Below are 25230 nucleotides of genomic sequence, written 5' to 3'. Positions count from 1 at the left end.
TACGAGGAACATGTCGGAACGCAGCGGCGCCGAGGGCGCGCGCGTCGTCAACGAGCCCTTGCGGCGCATCGGGCGCGACAACTCGCTCGGTCGAGGGACGTGGACGTCGTTCGCCGAGGTGTTCGACCATCGTGAGCTCCTGGGCAGGCTCGTCAGCCGCGAGGTGCGCGCGAAGTACAAGAACAGCAGCCTCGGCGTGGTCTGGTCGCTCATGCGACCCCTCGCGCAGCTCATCATCTACTACGTGGCGATCGGACAGTTCCTGGGAGCCGCCCGATCCATCCCCGACTTCGCGATCTTCGTGTTCGCCGGCCTCACGGCATGGTCGCTGTACAGCGAGATCGTCACGGCCGGAACGAACTCGATCGTCTCGAACTCGGGGCTCGTCAAGAAGGTCTACGTGCCACGGGAGATCTTCCCGCTGGCGACCGTCGGCGCGTCCTCGTTCAACTTCGTCGTGCAGTTCGCGATCCTGCTCCTGGCCACGATCGTGCTCGGCCAACCGCCGCTGCACGCGGACGTCTTCTACCTGCCGCTGAGCATCGTGCTCATCCTGACCTTCGCGACGGCGCTCGCACTCGTGCTCTCTGCGCTGAACGTCTACCTCCGCGACGTCCAGCACCTCGTCGAGATCCTGCTGCTCGTCCTGTTCTGGGCCTCCCCGATCGTGTACTCGGTCGGCTTCGTCCACGACGCGATCGGCGGCACCTGGCTGGAGGAGCTCTACCTCGCCAACCCGGTCACGCTGGGAGTGCTCGGCATGCAGAAGGCGATGTGGGTCGCGGGCACGGAGGATCCGACCCAGTACTGGCCCGACCTGCTCTGGCTCCGCATGCTCATCGCGATCGTCGTGTGCGGAGTGCTGCTGGTCATCGCACAGCGGATCTTCTCCCGCCTCCAGAGCAACTTCGCACAGGAACTGTGAGTACGACCCCCATGGCTGAACCACTCGTCCGGATCGCGCGCGTGTCGAAGCGATTCGTCCTCCACAAGGACAAGTCGCTCAAGGACCGTGTCCTCTACTGGCGCAACCGCGAGAAGTCGCGCTCCGACTTCAAGGCGCTCGACGACGTCTCGCTCGACATCGGTCTCGGCGAGACGGTCGGCCTGATCGGCCACAACGGCTCAGGCAAGAGCACCCTGCTCAAGGTCATCGGCGGCATCATCGAGGCGAGCGGCGGCGACGTCTACCGACGAGGCCGTGTGGCCGCACTGCTCGAGCTCGGAGCCGGATTCCACCCCGACCTCTCCGGGCGGGAGAACGTGTACCTCAACGCCGCCCTCCTCGGCATGTCGACCGCCGACACCGACGCCGTGTTCGACGACATCGTCGAGTTCTCGGGCATCGGCGAGTTCATCGACTCCCAGGTCAAGTTCTACTCGTCGGGCATGTACGTGCGCCTCGCCTTCGCGGTCGCAGTGCATTCCGATCCCGACCTCCTGCTCGTCGACGAGGTCCTGGCGGTCGGCGACGAACCGTTCCAGCTGAAGTGCATGAACAAGATCCGGCAGTTCCAGAGGGAGGGCCGCACGATCGTGCTCGTGAGCCACTCCGCCGAGCAGGTGGCCGACGTCTGCACGAGGGCCGTCGTCCTCGACGGCGGCCGCATCGTCCACGACGGCGGTGTGGGCGAGGGCATTCGCGTGCTGCGCGACGGGTACGAGCGCGATCGGCTCGCGAACGAAGGGTCGGAGACGGGCGAGCAGCGCCGGCCAGCGGTTGAGATCGCGTCGGTCTCCGTGACGGATGCCGCGGGCCGGCCGGTCGGTGGACAGCCCATCGAGCGCGGTACCGACCTCGCCGTGACCATCCATGCCCGAGTGGTGCGCGAGACCGAGTGGATCACGGGGTTCACGCTGCAGTCCACACTCGGGCACGCCGTCTACCGACTCAACACCGAGGGACTCGGCATCGACCTGCCGACCGCCCCGGGCGACTACGACGTGCGGTTCGCCATCCCGTCGACCAACTTCGGCATCAACCGCCTCGTCATCAGTGCGGGCGCGACCGACGGTGCGGGTGAGCCGATCACGTTGCTCGACCCCGCCGGGACGCTCGACTACGCCGACGATCCGTTCGGTGCGGGCGTCGTGCAGTTCGCGGCCACCGGCACCGTGACGCCGACCGTCGCATGAGCGACGGGGCGGTTCGACCCGTCGTCGCCCTCGTCTCGGTGAGCTACGGCTCCGAGGACGAGCTCCGGGCCATGCTCGGCAGCCTCCCCGCCGCGGCGTCCGAACCGCCGCGGGTCTTCGTCGCCGACAACCTCCCGTCCACCGGGACGACCAGGGAGGTCGTCACGGCGGTGGGCGGGACCTACGTCCCCATGCGCGCGAACCTCGGCTACGGCGGAGCGATCAACGAGGTCGTCCGCGGTCTGCCCGCAGACGTCGACTGGGTGATGATCACGAACCCCGACGTCGTGTTCCACCCGGGCTCCATCGACCGCCTACTGCAGACGGGAGTCGGATCGGCCGACATCGGCGCGGTCGGGCCGGTCGTGCGCAACGACGACGGCAGCGTCTACCCCTCGGCTCGCGAAGTGCCAGGCATCCGCGTCGGATCCGGCCATGCGCTGTTCTCGAACATCTGGTCGACGAACCCGTGGACCCGGCGCTACCACGCCGCCACCGCGTCCGACGCAGCGCGCGACGCCGGCTGGCTCTCCGGCTCGTGCGTGCTCGTGCGCCGTCGGGCCTTCGACGAGATCGGCGGCTTCGACGAGGGCTTCTTCATGTACTTCGAGGACGTCGACCTCGGCTACCGGCTCTCGCGCGCGGGTTGGCGCAATCGCTTCACGCCGACGGCGGAGGTCACCCACACGGGCGGCCACTCCACGGCCGGCGAGTCGGCGGCCATGATCCGCGCGCACCACCGCAGTGCCGAGCGGTTCATCAGGAAGAAGTACTCGCGACCGCTCTTCTGGCCGGTCAGGGTCGTGCTGCTCACCGGCCTGCGGCTGCGCTCGACCCTCGCCGAGCGCCGCGCGACGCGCTGACGCCACGCGCCGCCGCAGGCGATCGGCTCGTCAGGCCGTGCCCTGCGCGAGCAGCGTGCGCAGGTACGCGCCGTAGCCGCTCTTCACGAGCGGCGCCGCCAGGCCCGCGAGCTGGCTGTCGTCGATCCATCCGGCGCGCCAGGCGATCTCCTCGATGCATCCGATCTTGAAGCCCTGGCGGTCCTCGATCACCCGTACGTACTCGGAGGCCTGCATCATCGACTCGAACGTGCCGGTGTCGAGCCACGCGGTGCCACGGTCGAGCACCTGCACGCTCAGCTTGCCCGCCTGGAGGTAGCGCTCGTTCACCGTCGAGATCTCGAGCTCGCCGCGTGCGCTCGGCTCGATCGTCTTCGCGATGCCCACGACGTCGTTGTCGTAGAAGTAGAGTCCCGGCACGGCGAAGTTGCTCTTGGGCTCGGCTGGCTTCTCCTCGATCGAGAGCGCCGTGAACTCCTCGTCGAACTCGACGACGCCGTACGCGGTCGGGTCGCTCACCTGGTAGGCGAAGATGAGCGCGCCGTCGATGTCGTTGTGCTTGCGCAGCGCGGACCCGAGGCCGGTGCCGTGGAAGATGTTGTCGCCCAGCACGAGGGCGACGGACTCGTCGCCGATGAATTCCTCGCCGATGATGAAGGCCTGCGCCAGACCGTCGGGGCTCGGCTGCACCGCGTACTCGATCCGGATGCCGAGCGCGGACCCGTCGCCGAGGAGCGCCCGGAACTGATCGTTGTACTCGGGGGTCGTGATGATGAGGACCTCGTTGATGCCCGCCATCATGAGCGTGGACAGGGGGTAGTAGACCATCGGCTTGTCGTAGATCGGCATCAGCTGCTTGGAGATGCCCTTGGTGATCGGCCACAGCCGCGTGCCGGAACCGCCGGCGAGGATGATGCCGCGCATGTCAGCCCTTCCCGTTGAGTTCGTCGTAGTAGGCCCGCGCGGCCGCCCAGGTCGGGAGGAGTCCCGACGCGGCCGCCTCCTCGAGGCTCGGCGCCGCCGTGTCCTTCGGGGAGAGGAGCAGCTCGTCCGCCTCGATGGGGAACGCCAGGCCGATCTCGGGGTCGGTCGGGTCGATGCCGTGCTCGCGCTCCGCGTTGAAGGTCGACGTCACGAGGTAGCTGACCGTGGCGTCGTCGGTGAGCGCCACGAAGCAGTGGCCCAGGCCCTCGGCGATGTAGATGGCACATCGATTGACATCGTCGAGCAGCACGGAGTCCCACTGGCCGAATGTCGGCGATCCCACGCGGATGTCGATGACGAAGTCGAGCACGGAGCCATGCGTGGCGGTCACGTACTTGGCCTGGCTCGGCGGGACGTCGGCGAAGTGGATGCCGCGGACGACGCCGCGCTTCGACACCGAGGTGTTGCCCTGCGCCAGGTCGAGACGGTGGCCGACGGCCTCCTCGAGCCGATCGAAGCGGTACCACTCGAGGAAGACCCCGCGCTCGTCGGGGAACTGCCGAGGCGTGATCTCGTAGCTGTCGGGGATCTTCAGTTCGCGGATCTGCACGGGATGCAAGCCTACCGTGGGTCGCCTGGGCGCGCTGCCTCTCGCCGGCCGCGCCCGAGGAGCGAGCTCACGGCACGCAGTGGACGGGTCACCTTCCAACTCGTGCTCGTGCGGAAGTCGTCGATGACGGCCTCGCGCTGGGAGACGATGTCGCGCGTGCGCTCGACCTCGTGCCTGAGGGAGTCCACGAGCGCGTGCAGCGAGTCCACCTCCGCGGGCATCGCCTCGAGCTGCGCCTGCCGCGTGACGACGGCGCCCAGCCTCGAGTAGGTGGAGCGGATCTCCCGCGCCGTCGCCTCGTTCGCGTCGAACAGGGCGGCGAGTCCTCGACTCCGGGTCTCGCCGACGCCGAGCACGCCGAGTCCGTGCCCGTGCGCGAACGCGAACGACGGATGCCGCGGCGCGAGTTCGTCCCAGAGTCGCCACACGCCGAATCCCTCACCGTGCTCGGCGATGTCGTGGAAGAGGATCACCCCGCCGTCGCGCACCGTGCTGCGCCACTCCTGGTAGTCCTCGCGGGCGTCTTCGTAGCCGTGCCGCCCGTCGATGTGCAGCACGTCGACGCTGTCGTCGGCGATCGCGTGACGCGACTCGGAGAAGTAGCCCCTCAGCAGGTGGGTGGACTCGGGGTAGTCCCGCTCGGCGATCGTGCGGACCGCCTCGTACACGTCCTCCTCGTAGAACCCGGCCTGGTCGTCGCCTTCCCAGGAGTCGAGTGCGAAGAGCTCGCTCGCGAGGCCGAGGCGACGCGCCGCCTCTGCGAACACGAAGAAGGAGAAGCCGAAGTGCGTGCCGAGCTCGACGACCGACCGCGGCCGCAGCTCGTCGAACAGCCAGAATCCGAACGGGGCGTGCTCGAGCCAGGCCGACGTCACGATATGCGCAGGCTGCCAGTACGACGCGGGACCGAGCCACGACGAGTGAACGTCGGCGCGGGCCGGCACGCCATGGGTGCCGTCGATCATCGTCATACGCACGGACTCCATCGATCGGGTATCCCGCCAGCCTAGCGGCCCGACGAGTCGTTCGCCGATGGCCCTCAGGTATGAACCGGTAGACTCGACCGGCCCCAATCACCGTCAGGAGACATCCGAAACCCATGAGAATCCTCGTGACCGGCGGCGCCGGCTTCATCGGCTCGAACTTCGTCCACTACCTGCTCGCGAACACCGACCACTCGGTCACGGTGCTCGACAAGCTCACGTACGCCGGCAACCTCGCCTCGCTCGATGGCCTGCCCGCCGACCGCTTCCGGTTCGTCAAGGGCGACATCCAGGACGCGGAGCTCGTCGACGGGCTCTTCGCCGAGGCCGACGCGGTGGTGCACTACGCGGCCGAGAGCCACAACGACAACTCGCTCGAGGACCCGCGCCCGTTCCTCGACACCAACATCATCGGCACCTACACGCTGCTCGAGGCCGCGCGCCGGCACGATCGGCGGTTCCACCACATCTCGACCGACGAGGTGTACGGCGACCTCGAGCTCGACGACCCGGCGAAGTTCACCGAGACGACGCCCTACAACCCGTCGAGCCCGTACTCGTCGACGAAGGCCGGCAGCGACCTCCTCGTGCGCGCGTGGGTCCGTTCCTTCGGCGTGCGGGCCACGATCTCGAACTGCTCGAACAACTACGGGCCGTACCAGCACGTCGAGAAGTTCATCCCCCGCCAGATCACCAACGTGCTCCGGGGCGAGCGGCCGAAGCTCTATGGGAAGGGCGAGAACGTCCGCGACTGGATCCACGCGAACGACCACTCCTCCGCCGTGCTCACGATCCTCGACCGGGGCGAGATCGGCGAGACCTACCTCATCGGCGCGAACGGCGAGCGCAACAACAAGGACGTCGTCGAGCTCATCCTCACGCAGCTCGGCCAGCCGGCCGACGCCTACGACCACGTCATCGACCGCCCGGGCCACGACCTGCGCTACGCCATCGACTCGACGCGTCTGCGCACCGAGCTCGGCTGGGAGCCGAAGTTCTCCGACTTCGAGTCCGGTCTTGCCGACACGATCGCGTGGTACCGCGACAACGAGGCGTGGTGGGCGCCACAGAAGGACGCGACCGAGGCCCGCTACAAGGCCCAGGGGCAGTGACCCGATGCGCTACCTGATCACCGGGGCATCCGGCATGCTCGGGCGCGACCTGCAGGCCGCGCTGGCCGGCCGGGAGGTGACCGCCCTCGGTCGCGCCGACCTCGACGTGACGGATGCCGCGGCGGTCGCGGCCGCGGTGCGCGGTCACGACGTCGTGCTGAACTGCGCCGCCTACACGAAGGTCGACGACGCGGAGACCCATGAGGCGGAGGCGTACGCCGCCAACGCCACCGGACCGGCGAACCTCGCCGCGGCGTGCGCCGGCCTCGGCGCGCGCCTCGTGACGATCTCGACCGACTACGTCTTCGACGGCCGGGCCACGACGCCGTACGCAGAGGACCTCCCCCGCGACCCGATCAACGCGTACGGCCGCACCAAGGCCGCCGGCGAGGAGCTCGCCCTCGAGGTGCATCCCGCGGGCACGTACGTGGTGCGCACCGCCTGGCTCTACGGCGAGCACGGCCCGAACTTCGCGCGCACGATGCTGCAGCTCGCGGCGTCGCGCGAGACGTGGTCGGTCGTGGACGACCAGCTCGGCCAGCCGACCTGGACCGCGGACCTCGCCGCCCAGCTCGTGGCGATGCTCGACGCCGACGCTCCGGCCGGCATCTACCACGGCACGAACTCGGGTCAGGCGACCTGGTTCGAGTTCGCGCGGGCGGTGCTCGAGGACTCGGGGCTCGACCCTGAGCGCATCACGCCGACCGACAGCAGCGCCTTCGTGCGTCCTGCGCCGCGACCCTCCTACTCGGTGCTCGGCCACGACGCGTGGGCCGCCGCAGGGCTCGCCCCGATGCGACCCTGGCGCGAGGCGCTCGCCGACGCGATCGCGACGGACGCCGTCAGCACGTCCTGACGGGCGACCGCTCGCCGACCCGGGCGCGATCGGTGCACGCCGTCGGGCGGCTCCCGCGGGACCGCCCGACCCGTCACATCATGCGCGAGTACAGCTCCACCTGCATGCGGCGGGACCACCGCCCCTGCAGCGTCGTGAGGTCGCTCTCGAGGATCCGCGGGTCGCGGGTCTTCGACTCGAAGTGGTAGAGGCGCGCCCACGGGCTGAACACGGCCGAGCGCCCGGTCGCGCGCACCTTCATGTTGAGGTCGACGTCGTTGTAGTTCCCGGGGAGGGCGAGCGTGAAGCCGCCGAGCTCGAAGTAGAGGTCACGGGCGATCAGGGCGCAGGCGGCCGTGACGCCGGAGACCTCGTGGTCGGTCATCATCGACTTGATCGAGTCGTCCCGGCCCCCGGCCCAGCCGAACGCGGCGTGGCCGGCGACGCCGCCCGTGTAGATCTGGCCGGCGTGCTGGACGGTGCTGTCCTCGAAGTAGAGCTGTGCGCCGACGATGCCGACGCCGTCCTGCTGCGCGAGCCCGAGGAGCGTCTCGATCCAGTCGTCGCTCACGACCTCGACGTCGTCGTTGAGCAGCAGCAGGTAGTCGCCGCGCGCAGCGACGGCACCGCGGTTCATCTTCGCGCTGAAGTTGAACGGCGCGTCCCACAGCACGAGGCGCAGGCGTTCGCCGCACAGCTCCTCGAGCTCCGCGACGACCGCATCGGGTGTCTCGGCGTCCGCGACGACCACGAACTCGAGGTTCGCGTAGGTCGTGCGCTCGACGATGCCGCGGATCGCCTCCACGACGAGCACTCGATCCGTGCCGGCGATCTGCGCACTGCCCCCACGAGTCGGGATGACGATCGACACGAGCGGCTCGTCGACGATGTCGTAGCGCACCCGGCGCACGAAGGGCTCGACCTCCTCGACGACCGCGCCGACGCCGATGCGCTCCAGGTGCGCCGCGACGACGGCCGCCTGTGCCGCCGACGTGCCCGCGAACTCGTCGCGGGCGAGGTCCTCGGTCGCCAGCACCTGCGGGTCGAGGCTCACGACAAGGCCGGCCGCGTCGGCGCGGAGCACGACGTCGAGGACCTGGGCTCGACGTGCTTCGGGCCGGAAGCCGCCGAGGCCGAGGAGCGCTGCGACCCGCGCGGCGACCACCGGACCGAGGTAGTCGTTGCTGCGCAGCCGGATCGGCGAGAAGAGCGGGCGAAGCAGCGGGATGCCCAGGTCCGTGCTCGAATCGCCGTAGGTGAGGTCGATCGAGGGGAACCGGTCGAGGTAGCCGACCACCTTCGGCAGGACGTCGCCGACGACCGTGCCCCAGCGGACGATGAACAGGAACTCCGCGCGGGTGGCGGCCAACCGCTCGTTCAGTTCGGCGGCGTCCGCGGGCAGGATGGACACGCCGACCGATTCGGCGCCGCGGATCATCTCCGACGTGTCCTCGTGGGCGACCTCGTCGACCACCACCCTGACGCCCGATGGGTCGAAGCCGGCGTCGAGTACCGCGCGAGCCGTGCGCACGACCTCGTCGGCGGTGTGGCCGGCCGAGTCGATCCAGGCCTCGACGCGCGCCGCGAGTGCGGGATCGGCCGCGCTCATCCCAGCACTCGGCGCTTGACGACCCGGAGCACGCGGATCGGGAGGGTGACCACGCGACCGGCGCGCCAGGTGAGCGACGACTTGATCCCGGCGAGGTTCGCCTCGACGGCGACGGTCTCGGTCGGGGTCAGCCGGCTCGCGGCCTGCAGTTCCCTGACCTGCTCCTCGAGGCCGATGATGCGGTCGGCGAAGGCCAGGCGCTCCTCGGCGAGCTCCGTCTCGGAGCTCACGCGGGCCTCGGGCCGGGTTTCCGGCCACCGAGTGCTCGTGGCGTTGGTCACGATGGATCTGATCCTCTCGTCGGCGGTCGTAAACTAGCCTAATGCCCTCGACGAGACCGCCCCGTGAGAGCTCGCCCGTCGCAGCATCCGCCCCCCGCGTCATCGCGGTGGTGCCCACGTTCCACCCCGACGACGGGGTCGTGGGCCGGCTTCGCGACCTGGCCCGCCAGGTCGACCGGGTCATCGTCGTCGACGACGGCTCCGGCCCGTCGGCCGACGCGGCGCTCGAGGATGCCGCGGCATCCGGCATCGAGGTGCACCGGCTCGAGCGCAACTCGGGCATCGCCGCGGCGCTCAACACGGGCGTGCGCGTCGCGCTCGACGACGGAGCCGACTACGTCGTGAACGTCGACCAGGACACCGACCTGCCCGAGGACTACGTCGGCATCGCGCTCGGCATCTTCGCGCGGGCCAACGCGGTCACGCGCCTCGGCATCGTCGCCGTCGACGCGGTGAACGGCGCCCCGGCCCTGCCGACCTGGGTGTCGCCCGAGGGCTTCGGGCTCGTGCCCGAGGCCATCCAGACCGGCTTCGTGATCAGCCGCGAGTGCCTCGAGCACGGCGGCCTGTTCGACGAGCGGCTCGTGATCGACTGCGTCGACACCGAGTACTGCCTGCGCGTGCGCGACCGGGGCTTCCGCATCGCCGTGGCGAAGGGCACCGACATCCGCCACTCCATCGGGCGCCGCGCGGAGCTCCGCCCGTTCGGCATCCCGCTGCGCCACCGCGAGAGCGGCCGGATCGCGACCTACCAGTACCACTCGCCGTTCCGGCGGTACTACATCGCGCGCAACAACATCGACCTCATCCTCCGCAACGTGCTGCGCCGCCCGCGATGGGTGGGCGCGGTGCTGCGACGCGAGATGGGCGGCATGATCGTGTCGATGGTGAGCGGACCGCAGCGCATCGCGCAGGTCCTCGCGATCACCACCGGCACCGTCCACGGCCTCGTCCGGCGCCGCGGGATGATCCCCGGCTGGCTGAAGGCGCTCATCACCTGACGCCCTCTCCGGACGTGTGGACGACGGCGGACGCTGCCCGTTCGCGACGGACTAGGGTGGGCAGGTCACCGACCGGCGTCGGTGCGGAAGGAGCAGCGTGACGACCACCCTGCGCGTCATCCTCGACCAGATCGTGGCCCCAGTCCCCGGTCCGATCGGCCGCTACACCCGCGACCTGGGCCGTGCGATCGTGGCGACCTCCCCGCGCGGCTGCGAGGTCGAGGCGATCGTGTCGTCGTCGCTCCCCGAGGACTACGACCGGGTGCAGGCCGAGGTTCCCGGACTCGCCGGCCTCTACAAGACGTCGCTCGCGCGCCGCGAGCTCGCCGCCGCCTGGCAGCTCGGCATCACCACCTCGCCGGGCAGCGGCATGATCCACGCCACGAGCCTGTTCGCGCCGCTGCGCAAGCACGATCGCAGCGCCGGCGGCAACCAGGTCGTGGTGACCGTGCACGACGTGCTCGCGTGGACCCACCCCGAGGCGATCAGCGCGGCATCCGTCACCTGGCAGAAGGGCATGATGAAGCGCGCGCGCAAGCACGCCGACGCGGTCGTCGTGCCCACCCACGCGCTGGCCAAGCGGCTCCAACAGGTCGCCGACCTCGGCGACCGGGTGCGCGTCATCGGCACGGCCCCGCGATCCGGCCTCGAGATCGGGCCCGACGCCGAGGAGCGCGCCGTGCGACTCGCGCTCCCGCGCGAGTACATCGTGGTTCCCGGCACGCTCGAGCCGCGCAAGGGCCTCGTCGACGTGTTCACGGCACTCGGACGCCGCGGCGTGCCCGACGTCCCGGTCGTGGTGCTCGGCCCCGAGTCGTGGGGCGACCAGCACGTGGCCGAGGTCGCCGAGGAGCTCGGCGTCGCGGCCTCGCGCATCCGGCACCTCGACGACCTCGACGCGGCCGACCTCGCCGTCGTGCTGCGCGGCTCCATGGCCTACGTCGCGCCGAGCCACGACGAGGGCTCGGGCACCGGGCTCATCGAGGCGTTCAGCCTCGGCGTGCCCGTGATCCACTCCGACACCCCCGCGTACCTCGAGGTCTCGGCCGGCGCAGGGCTCGGCGTTCCCGTCGGCATGGCCGACCACGGCTACGCCGACCGGCTCGCCGCGGCCATCACCTCCGTCGTGTCCGACCGCGCCCTCGCCGAGCGCCTCGCGATCACCGGCCACGACCGCAGTCGGGCGTTCAGCTGGCGCGACGCCGGCGAGCGGGTCTGGCAGCTGCACGCCGACCTCTGACGGCCGGGCCCGCAGCGAGACCCCACGGCGGAGCGCACACCTCCCGGCGCGACATCCGTCGCCGGCGCAGCCCGACCCGCCGACCTAGCCCGCGGGCTCCTCGGTCTCGGGCGGGAACACGGCCTGCTGCACGAGCTGCCGGATGTAGTCGTAGTCGGGATCCTCGGGGTCCACGCCGTTGTCGGGCACCAGCGGGACGTCGATGATCGGCAGCTCCTTGGTCTTCGACGCGAGGTCGACGAAGTACCCGAGCATGCCCTGCGGCACGTCGGTCTTCACGACCTGCGAGCCGGCCGCGGCGATCTCCTGGAACTTCGAGAGGACGTTCGCCGCGTTGAACTGGGCGAGCACCGCCTCCTGGAGCTGGAGCTGGCGCGCCATGCGGTCGTAGTCGCTCGTGCCGTGGCGCGATCGGGCGTACCAGAGCGCGTGGTAGCCGTCGAGGTGCTGCTCGCCCGCGGGGATCCACTCGGCGACCGTGGTGAAGGTCTCGTCGGCGTGGATCGGCACGTCCTCGGGCACGTTGATCGTCACGCCGCCGAGCGCGTCGATGAGCTGCTGGAAGCCGGCCATGTCGATGAGCACGTAGTACTGGATCGGCAGCCCGGTGATGCCCTCCGCGGCATCCCGCATCGCCTCGATGCCGGGCTCGGAGCCCTCGGCGACCGCGTTCGGGTACATGTCGGGGCTCTTCAGCTCGACCTCGGTGTAGATCGAGTTGAGCATGCAGACGTCGACCTCGCAGCCGTCGATCGCGCCGTAGCCCTCGGGATAGACCGCCTTCAGCGGTGAGTCGTCGTCGAACGGCACGTCGACCATGTTGCGCGGCAGGCCGATGGTCACGGCCTGGCCGGTCTCGGCGTCGATGCTGACGACCCGGATGCTGTCGGGGCGCAGTCCGTCGCGGTCGGGCCCGGCGTCGCCGCCGAGCAGCAGCACGTTGTACCGCCCGTCGATGGGCGGCTCGCTGGGCCCCGCGACGAACACCGACGAGAGGAAGCCGCTCGCGGTCGTCGCGAGGTACGCGCCGTAGGCGGCCGTGCCCGAGACGAGCACCATGAGCACGACCGAGAGCGCCGCGACCGCGGCGCGAGCCGACGGCGCGGTCTTCACGAGCTTCACGAGCCGGAGCGTGTCGAGGGTGAGGATGGCCCAGAGCACGGCGTAGAACGCGAGCACGCCCGCGACCACCCAGAGCGTGATGGTCGTCGAGAACACCGTGTAGAGCACGGCGGGCCAGAAGATCCACACCACGAGCGCGACGAGCGCGAGGAACCACAGCGTGAGCGTCGCTCCCAGCCCGAACCGGCCGAGCTTGCGGTCGCCCGCGAGCACCTGCGCGGAGCCCGGGATCAGCACGTTGAGCACGACCAGCCACCACGCGCGGCGAGTCATGACCGTGCGGGACCCCAGGTCGGGGTAGCGGATCGGGCTGGCGGCGAGGCTCATCGGGTGGACTTCAGCCGTTCGTTCTTCTCCTCGACCAGGGCGGCGAGGGCGGTCGCGTAGTCGGCGAGCGCCGTGGTGAGCGCGGCATCCGACGTCGCGAGGATCTTGACGGCGACCAGCCCGGCGTTGCGGGCGCCGCCGATGGACACGGTCGCGACGGGCACGCCGGCGGGCATCTGCACGATCGAGAGCAGCGAGTCGAGCCCGTCGAGGCGCGACAGCGGCACGGGCACGCCGACGACCGGGAGGGTGGTGACCGAGGCGAGCATGCCCGGCAGGTGCGCAGCTCCCCCGGCGCCCGCGATGATCACCTTGAGGCCGCGGCCGGCGGCCTCCTTGCCGTACGCGATCATCTTCTCGGGCGTGCGGTGCGCGGAGACGACCTCCACCTCGTGCGCGACGCCGAACTCGTCGAGCAGTTCGGATGCCTCGCGCATCACGTTCCAGTCGGAGTCGGAGCCCATCACGACGCCCACGAGCGGGGTGGTTGCTGCAGTCACCCGAGAATCCTAAGGCGAGGTGCTGTGAGATGCCCGGAGGGCGCGCAGTGCCGCGACGGCGTCCCCCGAAACCCTCAGTCCTGGAAGACGGCGGCCGCCGCGCGCGCCTCGTACACGACGTCGTCGAGGTCGGCCCCGATCGCCGTGACGTGGCCGACCTTGCGGCCGGGCCGGGGCGCCTTGCCGTAGTTGTGCAGCTTCACGGTCGGATGCCCCGCCAGCGCCTCCGCGTAGCGGTCGGCGAGCGAGCCCTCGGCGGGGCCGCCGAGCACGTTCACCATGACGCTCCACGCCTCGTGGCTGCCCGTGCCGCCGAGCGGCAGGTCGAGGACGGCGCGGAGGTGCTGCTCGAACTGGCCGGTCGTCGAGCCGTCCATCGACCAGTGCCCGCTGTTGTGCGGGCGCATGGCGAGCTCGTTCACGAGCACGCGGTCGTCGGTCGTCTCGAAGAGCTCCACGGCGAGCACGCCCGTGACGCCGACGCCCTCGGCGATGGTGATGGCCACGTCGGCGGCGACGTCGGCGAGACGCCCGGCCGAGCGCGGCGCGGGCGCGATGACCTCGCTGCAGACCCCGCCGACCTGCACGGTCTCGACGAGCGGCCAGGCCGCGACCTCGCCCGACGGGCGGCGGGCCACGAGCTGCGCGAGCTCGCGGCGGAAGTCGACGAGCTCCTCGGCGAGCAGGGCGCCGCCACGGCCGTCCTCGGCGACGGTGGCGAACCACTCGGCGACCTCGGCCGCCGAGCGCACCACGCGCACGCCCTTGCCGTCGTAGCCGCCACGCGGCGTCTTCACGACCGCGGAGCCACCATGGTCGGCGATGAAGTCGTCGAGCTCCCCTGTCGTCGTGACGCGGGCCCAGTCGGGCACGGGGAGGCCGAGCTCGGAGAGCCGCTCGCGCATGAGGAGCTTGTCCTGCGCGAAGCGGAGCGCGTCGGGGCCGGGGTGCACGGGGATGCCCTCGTCGACGAGCAGGCGAAGCACGTCCTGCGGCACGTGCTCGTGGTCGAACGTCACGACGTCGACGTCGCGCGCGAACGCGAGCACGGTCTCGGCGTCGGTGTAGTCGCCCACGCGGTCGGCCGCGAGCGCCGCGGACATGCCCTCGGCCTCGGCCAGCACGCGCAACTCGACGCCGAGTTCGATCGCCGCGGGAATCATCATCCGGGCGAGCTGCCCGCCGCCGATCACTCCGACCCGCACTCGTGCACACTCCATTCGCCGTCGGCCGAGACGACGCCCCGATGGGACGCCCCGTTCAGTCTAGGCCGACCCCGACGGCATAGGATGTGCCGGTGACCACCACCGTCGGCAGTGCGTTCGCCCGCCTGTGGCACGGCCTGCTGGCGTATCTCGTGAAGTTCGGCGTGGTGGGGCTCATCGGCCTGGTCATCGACGTGGTGCTGTTCAACCTCCTGCGCCTCGGCGTGTTCGGCGACGACCACTGGGCGCAGTCGGCGATCGGCGCGAAGACCATCTCGACGAGCGTCGCGATCATCTTCAACTGGCTCGGCAACCGGTACTGGACCTTCCGCCACCATCGCCGCCGCAACTACGTGCGCGAGTTCGTGGAGTACGCGATCGTCTCCGTCGGCGGCATGCTCATCGCGCTCGGCTGCCTCTGGATCAGCCACCACGTGCTCGGCTACACGAGCCTCTTCGCCGACAACGTCTCGTCCAACGTGATCGGGCTCGCGCTCGGCACGGCGTTCCGCTTCCTGCTCTACCGCTACTGGGTCTTCGGCCACCACCGCGCCGACGGGCTCTCGAACCTCGAGCGCGTCGAGGAGGCGCAGCGCACCCTCTTCGAGGAGCCGACGCCGCCCGAGGAGCGCGCGGCGATCGTGCCCGCCGACGACGAGCGGTCGACGGATGCCGCGGCTACGCCTCCGGCTCCTCGACCGTCGGCTGGAACCACGGCGGGTACACCGCCACCCGGGTCCTGACGCCCACCGCGTCGAGCGCCGAACGGACGCGGTCGCGGACGCGGTCGTTGCCAACGGCGATGAGCAGCACGCGCTCGAGCGGGAGCAGCTCGCGCACGAGGAACTCCGCCGAGCGCAGGCGGGCCCCGTCGTCCTCGCGATGGAGCCGCTGCAGCATCCGGAGCACGTCGGGCCAGGCCGACGCCGAGCCGACGCCGCCCGTCGCGGCATCCGCGTCGGTGACGACCACGGTGCCCGCGGTCTCGGTGCGCGCGCCGACGGCGGAGGCGACCGAGCTCACGAGGATCACGTGGTCGGCCGGGGGCCGTTGCACCGCCTCGACCGACAGCCGCGGGTCTGGCGTGCCGGTGCGGATGGCGTTCCAGACGTGCGCGTCGGTGGAGAGCAGGAACGGGACGTAGTCGGCGACGACGGCGTCGACGCCCTCGACGGCGGCCGAACGGCGGAACTCCCGCGCATCGGGTGCCGCGAGGTCGACGACGGGGGTCGCGCCGGCGTCATCCGCCAGCACCGCGCCCGAGCCGAGGATCGGGGCGAGGTTCTCCACGTGGGTCACGTGGTAGATGCGCACCGACTTGGGGTCGACTGGCGCGTCGACGAGCGAGGTCGCCGCCCGCGAGGCGCCGGCGACCCGGGCGGCCGGTCGCGCCGCACGCGTCGTGCCCGCCCGCGCCCGAGGCGCGGCCTTGGCGGCCGGTTTCGGCTCGGGCTCCTTCGGCGGGAAGCAGATGGCGCAGAGGCCGTCGTCGAAACCGTGGATGCATTCGTCGGCCACGTGGAACCCTTCATCGCGCGTCCCGCGCTCGGGGGCGCGCGGAACCACCCGTCTACGTTACGCCCCCCAGCGGATGCCGCGGCACCGCGCAGGACGCACGACCGCGCTCGACCCGAGCGATGCCCGCACCGACGCGGCGACGCCTCAGCGGCCGCCCCAGGCGATCGTGTCGCCGTCGAACAGCGTGGACTGCTCGGCACGCCGCCGGTCCGCGACGAGGCTGTGCGCGGCCTCCATGAGCTCGTCGAGGGCCGCCTGCAGCTGGAACGGCTTCGGCACGTCGCGGATGACGAACGGCCGCTCGTGGCCGGTGTTCACGCGCACGTCGCCCGAGCCGAACGCGCTCTGCAGCCACGTGCGCCGCACGGTCACGTCGTACCCACGGCTGTGCAGCAGCTCCTGCCGCACGCGCGCGAAGACCCCGCTGCGCAGGATGATGCGCCGCGTCGTGATGGTCGTGCGGCGTGCGAGCCACGAGACGAACGGGAGCAGGCAGCCCAGGACCACGATGAGGAGCGCGACCACCCCGACGGCGATGAGTTGCCACACCTCGGGAAGGGTGAGGAGCAGGTACGTCGCCGCGCCGGCGGTCGCCACGAGCAGGAGCACCGGCAGGATGAGGATCCGCGCGTGCCGGCGGACGCGTGCGACCACGCGCTCGACGGATGCTGCAGGCTGGGCGGCAGCCTGGCTCGCGGCTGAGCTCATACGCCCATTAATACCTCAGGTGCGTGACGTCCCCGGCGGCGACAGCCTGCGCCTCCCCATTCCGGTCGCGGACCAGCAGTCGGCCGTCGGCGTCGAGCCGCTCGGCCACGCCGAGCAGCTCGTGTCCGCCCGGCAGTTCGACGCGCACCTCGGCGCCGAGCGTGCCGCAGAGCGAGCTGACCCGGTCGGCGATGCCGCTCGCCGCGGCATCCGCGCCGTGCTCGGCGAACGCGCGCACGAGCGAGAGGAACGTGCCCAGGTAGTCGGCCAGCACGCGGTCGGCGTCGGGCTGCACGCCCGTGACGAGCAGCAGCGACGTCGACGTCAGCGTGGGCAGGTCGTGCTCGTCGAGCGTGAGGTTGAGGCCGGCGCCCACGACGACGGCTGGGGTCCCTGAGCCCGTCGAAGAGGCCGAGCCCGTCGAAGGGGGCAGCAGCTCCGAGAGGATGCCGCACACCTTGTAGCCCGACACGAGCACGTCGTTCGGCCACTTGAGCTCGACCTCGACGCCGCCGGTGCCGTCGTCCTCCTCGGCGTCGTCGGCTCGAGCGGATGCCGCGCCCTCGACGGCCCGGCGCACAGCCTCGGTCATCGCGGCCCCCGCGATGAGCGGGATCCAGCCGTAGCCCTCGGACGGGAACGGCGCGCCGCCCGGCAGCTCCGGGCGCAGGAGCACCGAGATCGCGAGTGTCTTGCCCGTCGGTGCCGACCAGGTGCGTCCGAGGCGGCCGCGGCCGCTCGTCTGGTCGTCGGTCACGATGACGGCGCCATGCGGCCAGGCCGCGGCATCCGCCCCGTTCGCGGCCGTGCGCAGCTCGTCGTTCGTCGACCCGGCGGTGGCGAGGAACTCGAGGCGCGGGACCGCCGCGCGGCTCAGGGGAAGGTCCATGCCCACATCCTCCCGCAGGTGGGCACGTCACGGGAATGCACGAGGTCGGCGGGAGGATTTGTAGGAATCCGTCAACGAAGTGCCCGGGATGCTCGCCGGTAGAGTGAACGGCGTGACCGAAGCGACTGACGGCCCCGACCTCTTCACGACCGCCGGCAAGCTCGCCGACCTCAAGCAGCGCTATCACGAAGCCGTGACCGCGTCGGGCGAGGCGGCCATCGAGAAGCAGCACGCCAAGGGCAAGATGACCGCGCGCGAGCGCATCGCCGAGCTGCTCGACCCCGGCTCGTTCGTGGAGCTCGACGAGTTCGTGCGGCACCGCACGCACGCGTTCGGCATGGACGCCAAGCGCCCCTACGGCGACGCGGTCGTGACCGGCACCGGCACGATCCACGGCCGGCAGGTCGCGGTGTACTCGCAGGACTTCACGATCTTCGGCGGCTCGCTCGGCGAGGTCGCCGGCGAGAAGATCATCAAGGTCATGGAGCTCGCGCTGAAGCTCGGCGTGCCGATCATCGGCATCCTCGACTCGGGCGGCGCACGCATCCAGGAGGGCGTGGTCGCCCTCGGCAAGTACGGCGAGATCTTCCGGCGCAACACCGCGGCGTCCGGCGTGATCCCCCAGATCTCCATCGTCTGCGGCCCGGCGGCTGGCGGTGCGGTGTACTCCCCCGCGCTCACCGACTTCGTCATCATGGTCGACAAGACGAGCCAGATGTTCGTGACCGGCCCCGACGTGATCAAGACCGTCACCGGCGAGGACGTCGGCATGGAGGAGCTCGGCGGTGCGCTCACGCACAACACCGTCTCGGGCGTCGCGCACTACCTCGCGAGCGACGAGTCCGACGCGCTCGACTACGCGCGCACGCTGGTCTCGTTCCTGCCCGACAACAACATGACGGATGCCCCGGTCTACGACGCCGACGTCGAGCTCGAGATCACCGACGACGACCGTCGCCTGAACACGATCATCCCCGACTCGCCGAACCAGCCGTACGACATGCACTCGATCATCGAGGGCATCGTCGACCACGCGGACTTCCTCGAGGTGCAGCCGCTCTACGCGCCCAACGTGCTCATCGGGTTCGCCCGCATCGAGGGCCGCTCGGTCGGCATCATCGCGAACCAGCCGAGCCAGATGGCGGGCACGCTGAACATCGCCGCCGGCGAGAAGGCGTCGCGCTTCGTGCGGTTCTGCGACGCGTTCTCGATCCCGATCCTCACGCTCGTCGACGTGCCGGGCTACCTGCCGGGCACCGACCAGGAGTGGACGGGCGTCATCCGACGCGGCGCGAAGCTGCTCTACGCGTACGCCGAGGCGACCGTTCCCCTCGTGACCGTGATCACGCGCAAGGCCTACGGCGGCGCGTACATCGTCATGGGCTCGAAACAGCTCGGCGCCGACATCAACCTCGCGTGGCCGACCGCCGAGATCGCCGTCATGGGCGGGCAGGGCGCCGTCAACATCCTCTACCGCGCGGAGATCAAGCGGGCCGAGGAGGCCGGCGAGGATGTCGCCGCGGTGCGCACGCAGCTCGCCAACGAGTACACCTACAACGTGGCGTCGCCGTTCCTCGCGGCCGAGCGCGGCGAGTTGGACGGCGTCATCGAGCCCGCGGCGACCCGCGTCGCGATCGTCAAGGCGCTGCGCACGCTGCGCACCAAGCGCGCGAGCCTGCCGCCGAAGAAGCACGGGAACATCCCGCTCTAGGGGGAACCATGGTCGACGACTACACGGCCGGCGGCGCCGGCGCAGCCGAGGGCGACGAGCGCGCCGCGGCCCTCCGCTTCGTCACGCGCGACGTGACCGACGAGGAGGCCGCCGCCGTCACCGCGGTCCTCCTGGCGGCTCTCGACGAGGGCGTCCCGGAAGCGGCCGCGGAGGAAACCGGGCGCGATCGCTGGGTCCGATCGAGCGGTGCGATGCGCGCGCCGCTCACCGTCGGAACCGGCAACTGGGCGCGCCCCCGCGCCTGAATCCGGATGTCCCCCGTTTCGCGAGATGCGTCGGGGGACGGTGTACCCGCTGCATCAGCTGAATTCCGGGCGAACGAGGGCGCCGAGCCCCTCGCGTGTCCCCCGAACGTCGCCGTGTCCTCACAAATGATGACTTTGCGATCCGCCCGGAGTGCGCCAGTATTGTTCTCGCAGGCTCCCCTGTGGAGTCGCCACCGTCACCGGTCGGGTAACCGGTGACCGTTGGGGGCGAGTCAGGGCGATATTCGGGTTGTCGCCGTGGCTCGGGCTTGATGGGGGCCGGTCGCTGACCGGCCCCCACCTTCATGTCCGGGACCGATCCACCGTGTGCGCGCCGATCGAGTGCGTGCGCGACTCAGGTGCGCGGGATCTCCAGCCAGAACTCGACCTCGAGGTCGTCGGTGCTGTCCGACGGCAGGACGCCCTCGGGCTCGCGCAGGCCCACGACGGTGACCGCCACGGCCGACCCCTCCGCCGCCGTGCGCGCGATGATGCGATCGGCGCTCGAGCCCGCGACGGCCTCCGCGAGACGCGAGAGCACGCGGTCGCGCGTCGGCTCGTCGAGGTCGTCGATGCCGCCCTCGTCGAGCAGGGTCACGACCGTGCCGCGCTCGCGCGCCCGCTGCACCTCGGCGCGGACGGCGTCGGTCAGCAGCATCCGACCGCGGATCTCGTCGCGGATCGCGGCCTCGAGCATGCGGCATTCGCGCCGCTGGTCGTCGGTGAGGCGTCCCTCGCGGTCGCCGATGCGGCGGAGCATGGGCGCCGCGATGCGGTTCGTCTGCGCGAGGCGCATGCGGCCCTCGAACAGGTGCGCGTCCTGGGCGGCCTGCCAGGCGGCGGCCTCGCGCTCGGCCTGCGCATAGCGGCGGGTCTCGCGAGCCGCGGTCGTGAGCGCCGCGGTCAGCATGTGCGCGATCCCCACCCACACGATGCTGCCGATGACGCCGAGCGTGCCGAGCGAGAGCACGCCGTCCCAGACGACGCTCTGCACGGCGAGTGCGATGACGCCGAGCCAGGCCGCCGCGAGCTGCCGGCGCGCCGCGGCGATCGTCATCAGGGTGCCGACGGCCGCGACGTACCAGGTGGCGTAACCGTTCTGCGCGTTCGCGTCGAGCTGGCTCGTGACGAGCAGCGGCAGCACGATGCAGACCGCCAGGTCGAACGCGGCGAGCCAGTCGGGCATCCGGATCCGCTGCACAGGCCACAGGCTCGCGATGGTCGCCACCGAGTACAGCACGAGGGCGACGATGGCGGGCCACGGCGAGGCCGGCACGTTGAGCGAGTAGATGCCGAGGATCACGTGGTACGCCGAGAACATCGCTCCGAGCACGAGCAGCAGCCAGCGGGGGACGGTGATCATGCGTCGTCCGCCTCGTCGTCATCGGCCGGCCACGACACCGTGACGAGCGTCCCCTGGCCCGGGCGGGAGGCGATCTCCGCCGCACCCCCGGCGTTCGCCATGCGCTCCTCGATGGAGACCCGCAGGCCGAGGCGCTCGTCGGGCACCTCGCCGCGCTCGAAGCCGGCGCCGTTGTCGGCCACCTCGATGACGGCGCCCCCGAGGCGCACCCCGCGGATGCGCAGCTCGCGCCGCGTGCTGCGCCCGGGCTCGTCGGCGTGCTGCATGCTGTTCACCATCGCCTGGACCGTCGCGGAATAGAGCGCCTCCACCGCCTCGACGGGAAGCTCGACCCCGCCGGCGTTGACGACGCGCACCGCGAACGGCGCCGAGAACGTCGTGAGCGCGGCGCGCAGTCGACGCACGAGCACGGGCAGCCCCACGCGGTCGAGCGCGCGCGGCCCTGCGGCGCCCGCCTCGTCCAGCCGTTTCACCGCATCGCGGGCCATCCGCGCGGCGAGGTCCTGCTCCTCGGGCGAGTCGGCGGCCGCCGCCGACAGCAGGGTGGTGAGCACGCTGTCGTGCACGAGCGCGTCGACCTTCACGCGCTCGTTCTCGGTCGCGTGCTGGCGCGCGGCGAGGTCGTACCGCTGGAGCGCCGCCTCCTGCGCCGTGTCGACGGACTCCGCGGCCTGGCGCAGCATGACCACGATGATGAGCACCACGACGCCCAGGATGATCGCGTACATCGCGTCGAGCACCGCGAGGAGCGGGTCCGCCTCGCCGCCCGCCGGCAGCAGCCGGATGACGCCGTAGATCATCGGCACGACGAGCGTGTAGACCGTCGCGACCGGAGCCGGCAGGGCGACCACGGCGGCCGTCGTGGCGACCGTGCAGATGTAGTAGAGCCACGGCGTCTGGCCGGCGAGGGCAGCGGGATCGGCCACGAGGAACGGCCAGGCGACCAGGGCGAGCACGTACAGGGCGGCGAACGCGAAGGCCGCACCGCGCACGGCGAGCTTCGCGATCGACGCGGCGGCGACCGCGACGAGCGACCCGTAGAGCACCGCCATGAGCGCGGCGCCCGCGCCCTCGATGAGCGCGGCCGACTGCTCGAGCGCCATCGGCACGGTCTGCGCGCCGAACACCAGGCCGAAGAGGCCGAGCGCACGGCCCGAGATCGTCTCGACCTGCGCCCTGGTGACCGCGGTCCGACGGCGCGTCGCGAGTCGCGCGACCCGCCACTCAGCGGCGGGCATCCCCGCCTTCGACGTCGAGGCCCGGCAGGATGCCGTCCTCGACCGCGCGGCGCAGCAGGTCGACCTTCGTGGGCGCGGGGCGTCCGACCTCGACGTACTTCGCGCGGATGCGGTCGAGGTACTCGCGCGCGGTGGAGTGCGCGATGCCGAGCTGCATCGCCACGAGCTTCAGCGGCAGCCCCGACGCGTAGAGGTGCAGCACGTCGCGCTCGCGCCGCCCGAGCTGCGCCTTGGCGAAGTCGCGGTCGGCCTCGATCGCGCTCGCCCACTCCACGTTGTTGAGCACCTCGCCGCGCGCGACGGTGGCGATCGCCGAGATCACGGTCGACATGGGCGAGGCCTTCGGGATGACGCCCGCGGCTCCCGCGGCGAGCGCCTCGCGCACCGCGGCGACGCGGTCGGCGATGCTGTGCACGAGCACGGCGCTGCCGGTCTGGAGCACCGCGCGCACGTTCTCGGTGACGGACGAGCCGTCGCCGAGCGAGAGGTCGAGCACGACCACGTCGCAGGAGTGCCCGTCGAGCGCCGCGAGCAGCTCGGGCACGTTCGAGGTCTCGGCCACCACCTCGTAGCCGGCGTCGCGGCAGGCCGCGCGGAGTCCGAGGCGCACCGCCTCGTGGTCGTCGACGATGGCGACCGTGGCGGCCGTGTCGAGCTTCGGTGCATCCGTCACGCCGTCCCCCTTTCCCGACATTCACACGATAGCGGTCAGCCTCGCGACGGCTTCGACGTGATGCGTGTTCGGGAAGAGGTCGAACGCGACCACCTCGTCGAGCTCGTACCCGCGCTCCCGCAGCAGCCCGACGTCGCGGGCGAGCGCGACCGGGTCGCAGGCGACGTAGACGAGCTGGCGCGGCCGCAGCTCCGCGAGGCGGTCGACGACGGCGCGACCCGCCCCCGAGCGCGGCGGGTCGAGCACGACGGTCGCGTCCCTGAGTCGTGCGAGCTCGGCGGCGGTCGCGGCATCCGCGAGGTCCTCGAGGAAGCGGTCGACGCGCGCGGTAACCGCCCGCGAGCCCACCCACTCCGCGAGGTTCGCGCCGGCGTGCTCGGTGGCCCGCGTGTCGGCCTCGACCGTCGTGATGCGCACCGCGTCGCCGAAGCGGTCGCCCACGGCCGCCGCGAGCAGTCCGACGCCGCCGTAGAGGTCGAGGTTCGCCGCCCGGGGGTCGAACAGCGCCGGATCGACGGCGTCCTGCACGGCCCGTGTGAGCGTGGCCGCCGCGCCGCGGTGCACCTGCCAGAACCCGTCGCGATCGAGGACGAACGTGCGGTCGCCGACCCGCTCGGTGATCGTCGGGCGCGGGCCGCTCCGGGGCATCCGCTCGGCGTCGAGGACCACGAGGGCCGGCTCGCCGACGCTCGGCGCGACGAGGTCGACGGCGCGTGCGCCCGGAAAGCGCGACGACAGCGGCGCGAGCTCGCCCAGCGACGCGACGGCCAGGGGCACGGATGCCACGGGCACGACCGTGTGGCTGCGTGCGGCGTACGGGCCGACCTCGCCGTCCTCGGCGACCTGCAGCCGCACGCGGGTGCGCCAGCCGGTGCCGTCGGCGGACACGCCGGGCGCGAGCGCCGGGTCGATCTCCCGCACGTCGACGTCGTGCTCGACGCCGCCGAAGCGGCGGAGGGCGTCGCCGAGCACCTCGGCCTTGAGCGCGCGCTGGCGGTCGATGCGGATGTGGCCGAACTCCGCTCCCCCGGCGCGCCGCTCGGGCGGGCGCTCGACGGAGGCCTCCGCCCAGACGTGCTCCTGCCGGTCGGGCGACGCGTCGAGCACCTCGAGCGTCTCGGCGCGCCAGAAGCGGTCGTGGCGGCGGTCGGTGATGCGCGCCCGCACCCGCTCGCCCGGGATCGCGTCGGGCACGAACACGACGCGGCCCTCGTGATGGGCGACGAAGACGCCGCCGTGCGCCACCCGCTCGACGTCGAGCTCGACCACGGGACCGTCGGTGGGCGGCGCGGTCGGCGCGGCCGAGGAGGGGGCGGGTCGCCGAGCGCCCCGGGCTCGGGGGCTCGGACGGCGGGGGCGACGGGACTCGGCCATGCTCCGAGCATTCCACAGCGCGCACCGGGCGCGGCAGGATGGGGACATGCGCCTCTACCTCGCCTCGACGTCGCCCGCCCGGCTCCAGACGCTCCGGGCCGCCGGCATCGAGCCGATCGCGATCGCGCCCGGCGTCGACGAGTCAGCGGCCGTCGCGGCGGCGGAGGCGGCATCCGGCCCGCTCGAGGCGCCCGAGATGGTGCAGCTGCTCGCCCGGCTGAAGGCCGAGGCCGTCGTCGGGCGCGAGCACGAGGGCGAGCCGATCGACGGCCTCATCCTCGGAGGCGACTCGGCGTTCCTCACGGGGGGTGCCATCCACGGCAAGCCGCACCTGCCCGAGGTCGCCCGCGAGCGCTGGCTCTCGCAGAACGGCAGCCACGGCGACCTGTGGTCGGGCCACTGGCTCATCGACCACCGCGGCGGGCGGGCCAACGGAGCCGTCGGGCGGGCGGATGTCGCGACCGTCCGCTTCGCGGCGCTCGACGAGGCCGAGATCGACGCCTACATCGCCACGGGCGAGCCGCTGCTCGTCGCGGGCGCGTTCACCATCGACAGCCTCGGCGGGCCGTTCATCCGGCGCGTGGAGGGCGACCCGTCGACGGTCGTCGGACTGTCGCTCTCGACGCTGCGCGACCTGGTGCGGGAGCTCGGCGCGGACTGGCCGTCGCTTTGGAATCGCCGCTGACGACCATTGTCGACGCCCGCAAGGGTCATCGGCCTTTTTTGTGGAAGCAATCCAAAGGCGAGCGGAGGCGGCCCAATA

General features: G+C 71.5%; 26 protein-coding genes. 11 read left to right on the top strand and 15 right to left on the bottom strand.

What is annotated here, in order from left to right; translation table 11 throughout:
- The first annotated feature begins 10 nt into the window (after positions 1-10).
- The 3 genes from ACFVN5_RS17200 to ACFVN5_RS17190 are packed head-to-tail and all read left to right on the top strand — an operon-like array spanning position 11 to position 2999.
- Positions 11-925, top strand: a complete 915-nt coding sequence (locus ACFVN5_RS17200; protein WP_376956607.1) for an ABC transporter permease — start codon at positions 11-13, stop codon at positions 923-925.
- A gap of 11 nt (positions 926-936) precedes the next feature.
- Positions 937-2136, top strand: a complete 1200-nt coding sequence (locus ACFVN5_RS17195) for a polysaccharide ABC transporter ATP-binding protein (protein ID WP_376956605.1) — start codon at positions 937-939, stop codon at positions 2134-2136.
- Positions 2133-2999: a glycosyltransferase family 2 protein gene (locus tag ACFVN5_RS17190; RefSeq protein ID WP_376956603.1), complete on the top strand. Its 867-nt coding sequence runs from the start codon at positions 2133-2135 to the stop codon at positions 2997-2999. The genes ACFVN5_RS17195 and ACFVN5_RS17190 overlap by 4 nt, the downstream gene beginning before the upstream one ends.
- Before the next feature lie 30 nt (positions 3000-3029).
- On the opposite strand, the gene rfbA is transcribed toward ACFVN5_RS17190, so the two are convergent.
- The 3 genes from rfbA to ACFVN5_RS17175 are packed head-to-tail and all read right to left on the bottom strand — an operon-like array spanning position 3030 to position 5483.
- Entirely contained in the window at positions 3030-3902 is an 873-nt protein-coding gene (gene rfbA, locus ACFVN5_RS17185) for a glucose-1-phosphate thymidylyltransferase RfbA (RefSeq protein WP_376956601.1), read from the bottom strand.
- Between the two features lies 1 nt (position 3903).
- The gene (gene rfbC, locus ACFVN5_RS17180; RefSeq protein ID WP_376956599.1) at positions 3904-4512 is read right to left on the bottom strand and encodes a dTDP-4-dehydrorhamnose 3,5-epimerase; all 609 of its coding nucleotides are present in this window, start codon (positions 4510-4512) and stop codon (positions 3904-3906) included.
- 11 nt (positions 4513-4523) lie between these two features.
- The gene (locus tag ACFVN5_RS17175; protein ID WP_376956597.1) at positions 4524-5483 is read right to left on the bottom strand and encodes a class I SAM-dependent methyltransferase; all 960 of its coding nucleotides are present in this window, start codon (positions 5481-5483) and stop codon (positions 4524-4526) included.
- Positions 5484-5611: 128 nt separating this feature from the next.
- On the opposite strand from ACFVN5_RS17175, the gene rfbB reads away from it, so the two are divergent.
- Both rfbB and rfbD read left to right on the top strand, forming a co-directional pair.
- Positions 5612-6607 carry a dTDP-glucose 4,6-dehydratase gene (rfbB, locus tag ACFVN5_RS17170; RefSeq protein WP_376956595.1) on the top strand — a complete coding sequence of 332 codons (996 nt, stop codon included), beginning with the start codon at positions 5612-5614 and terminating at the stop codon, positions 6605-6607.
- Positions 6608-6611: 4 nt separating this feature from the next.
- Positions 6612-7463: a dTDP-4-dehydrorhamnose reductase gene (gene rfbD, locus ACFVN5_RS17165; RefSeq protein ID WP_376956593.1), complete on the top strand. Its 852-nt coding sequence runs from the start codon at positions 6612-6614 to the stop codon at positions 7461-7463.
- 73 nt (positions 7464-7536) lie between these two features.
- On the opposite strand, the gene ACFVN5_RS17160 is transcribed toward rfbD, so the two are convergent.
- Positions 7537-9051, bottom strand: a complete 1515-nt coding sequence (locus ACFVN5_RS17160; RefSeq protein WP_376956592.1) for a glycosyltransferase — start codon at positions 9049-9051, stop codon at positions 7537-7539.
- Entirely contained in the window at positions 9048-9332 is a 285-nt protein-coding gene (locus tag ACFVN5_RS17155; RefSeq protein WP_376956590.1) for a hypothetical protein, read from the bottom strand. Before ACFVN5_RS17155 ends, ACFVN5_RS17160 begins: the two co-directional genes overlap by 4 nt.
- Before the next feature lie 41 nt (positions 9333-9373).
- Between ACFVN5_RS17155 and ACFVN5_RS17150 the strand changes: the two genes are divergently transcribed.
- Together ACFVN5_RS17150 and ACFVN5_RS17145 are read left to right on the top strand one after the other, a co-directional pair.
- On the top strand, positions 9374-10333 hold the full coding sequence (locus ACFVN5_RS17150; protein ID WP_376956588.1) for a glycosyltransferase: 960 nt from the start codon (positions 9374-9376) through the stop codon (positions 10331-10333).
- Positions 10334-10430: 97 nt separating this feature from the next.
- Positions 10431-11573: a glycosyltransferase gene (locus ACFVN5_RS17145; protein ID WP_376956586.1), complete on the top strand. Its 1143-nt coding sequence runs from the start codon at positions 10431-10433 to the stop codon at positions 11571-11573.
- A gap of 84 nt (positions 11574-11657) precedes the next feature.
- On the opposite strand, the gene ACFVN5_RS17140 is transcribed toward ACFVN5_RS17145, so the two are convergent.
- From ACFVN5_RS17140 to ACFVN5_RS17130, 3 genes are all read right to left on the bottom strand, one after another.
- Positions 11658-13022 carry an LCP family protein gene (locus ACFVN5_RS17140; RefSeq protein WP_376956584.1) on the bottom strand — a complete coding sequence of 455 codons (1365 nt, stop codon included), beginning with the start codon at positions 13020-13022 and terminating at the stop codon, positions 11658-11660.
- On the bottom strand, positions 13019-13486 hold the full coding sequence (gene purE, locus ACFVN5_RS17135) for a 5-(carboxyamino)imidazole ribonucleotide mutase (RefSeq protein ID WP_376956838.1): 468 nt from the start codon (positions 13484-13486) through the stop codon (positions 13019-13021). The genes ACFVN5_RS17140 and purE overlap by 4 nt, the downstream gene beginning before the upstream one ends.
- 110 nt (positions 13487-13596) lie before the next feature.
- Positions 13597-14742: a 5-(carboxyamino)imidazole ribonucleotide synthase gene (locus ACFVN5_RS17130; protein WP_376956582.1), complete on the bottom strand. Its 1146-nt coding sequence runs from the start codon at positions 14740-14742 to the stop codon at positions 13597-13599.
- Between the two features lie 77 nt (positions 14743-14819).
- On the opposite strand from ACFVN5_RS17130, the gene ACFVN5_RS17125 reads away from it, so the two are divergent.
- Complete coding sequence (locus tag ACFVN5_RS17125) at positions 14820-15470, top strand: GtrA family protein (RefSeq protein ID WP_376956580.1); 651 nt, start codon at positions 14820-14822, stop codon at positions 15468-15470.
- On the opposite strand, the gene ACFVN5_RS17120 is transcribed toward ACFVN5_RS17125, so the two are convergent.
- The 3 genes from ACFVN5_RS17120 to ACFVN5_RS17110 form a co-directional block, all read right to left on the bottom strand.
- Entirely contained in the window at positions 15406-16245 is an 840-nt protein-coding gene (locus ACFVN5_RS17120; RefSeq protein ID WP_376956578.1) for a DarT ssDNA thymidine ADP-ribosyltransferase family protein, read from the bottom strand. The genes ACFVN5_RS17125 and ACFVN5_RS17120 overlap by 65 nt on opposite strands.
- Positions 16246-16389: 144 nt before the next feature.
- The gene (locus tag ACFVN5_RS17115; RefSeq protein ID WP_376956576.1) at positions 16390-16953 is read right to left on the bottom strand and encodes a PH domain-containing protein; all 564 of its coding nucleotides are present in this window, start codon (positions 16951-16953) and stop codon (positions 16390-16392) included.
- 7 nt (positions 16954-16960) lie between these two features.
- The gene (locus ACFVN5_RS17110; protein ID WP_376956574.1) at positions 16961-17842 is read right to left on the bottom strand and encodes a biotin--[acetyl-CoA-carboxylase] ligase; all 882 of its coding nucleotides are present in this window, start codon (positions 17840-17842) and stop codon (positions 16961-16963) included.
- Positions 17843-17954: 112 nt separating this feature from the next.
- On the opposite strand from ACFVN5_RS17110, the gene ACFVN5_RS17105 reads away from it, so the two are divergent.
- Positions 17955-19553, top strand: a complete 1599-nt coding sequence (locus ACFVN5_RS17105) for an acyl-CoA carboxylase subunit beta (protein ID WP_376956572.1) — start codon at positions 17955-17957, stop codon at positions 19551-19553.
- 8 nt (positions 19554-19561) lie between these two features.
- The gene (locus ACFVN5_RS17100) at positions 19562-19819 is read left to right on the top strand and encodes an acyl-CoA carboxylase epsilon subunit (protein ID WP_376956570.1); all 258 of its coding nucleotides are present in this window, start codon (positions 19562-19564) and stop codon (positions 19817-19819) included.
- Between the two features lie 355 nt (positions 19820-20174).
- On the opposite strand, the gene ACFVN5_RS17095 is transcribed toward ACFVN5_RS17100, so the two are convergent.
- Genes ACFVN5_RS17095 through ACFVN5_RS17080 form a run of 4 tightly spaced genes read right to left on the bottom strand, consistent with a single transcriptional unit; the run spans position 20175 to position 24362 of the window.
- On the bottom strand, positions 20175-21182 hold the full coding sequence (locus tag ACFVN5_RS17095; protein ID WP_376956568.1) for a hypothetical protein: 1008 nt from the start codon (positions 21180-21182) through the stop codon (positions 20175-20177).
- Positions 21179-22420 carry a sensor histidine kinase gene (locus ACFVN5_RS17090; protein ID WP_376956566.1) on the bottom strand — a complete coding sequence of 414 codons (1242 nt, stop codon included), beginning with the start codon at positions 22418-22420 and terminating at the stop codon, positions 21179-21181. Before ACFVN5_RS17090 ends, ACFVN5_RS17095 begins: the two co-directional genes overlap by 4 nt.
- Positions 22407-23093: a response regulator gene (locus tag ACFVN5_RS17085; RefSeq protein ID WP_376956564.1), complete on the bottom strand. Its 687-nt coding sequence runs from the start codon at positions 23091-23093 to the stop codon at positions 22407-22409. Before ACFVN5_RS17085 ends, ACFVN5_RS17090 begins: the two co-directional genes overlap by 14 nt.
- A 21-nt stretch (positions 23094-23114) precedes the next feature.
- On the bottom strand, positions 23115-24362 hold the full coding sequence (locus ACFVN5_RS17080) for a class I SAM-dependent RNA methyltransferase (RefSeq protein WP_376956563.1): 1248 nt from the start codon (positions 24360-24362) through the stop codon (positions 23115-23117).
- Between the two features lie 151 nt (positions 24363-24513).
- Between ACFVN5_RS17080 and ACFVN5_RS17075 the strand changes: the two genes are divergently transcribed.
- Entirely contained in the window at positions 24514-25152 is a 639-nt protein-coding gene (locus tag ACFVN5_RS17075; protein WP_376956561.1) for a Maf family protein, read from the top strand.
- Positions 25153-25230: the final 78 nt, after the last annotated feature.

Origin of the sequence: Agromyces sp. NPDC057865 (assembly GCF_042796995.1) — a bacterium.
Classification (GTDB): domain Bacteria; phylum Actinomycetota; class Actinomycetes; order Actinomycetales; family Microbacteriaceae; genus Agromyces.
This window is presented reverse-complemented; position numbering and strand designations above follow the sequence as displayed.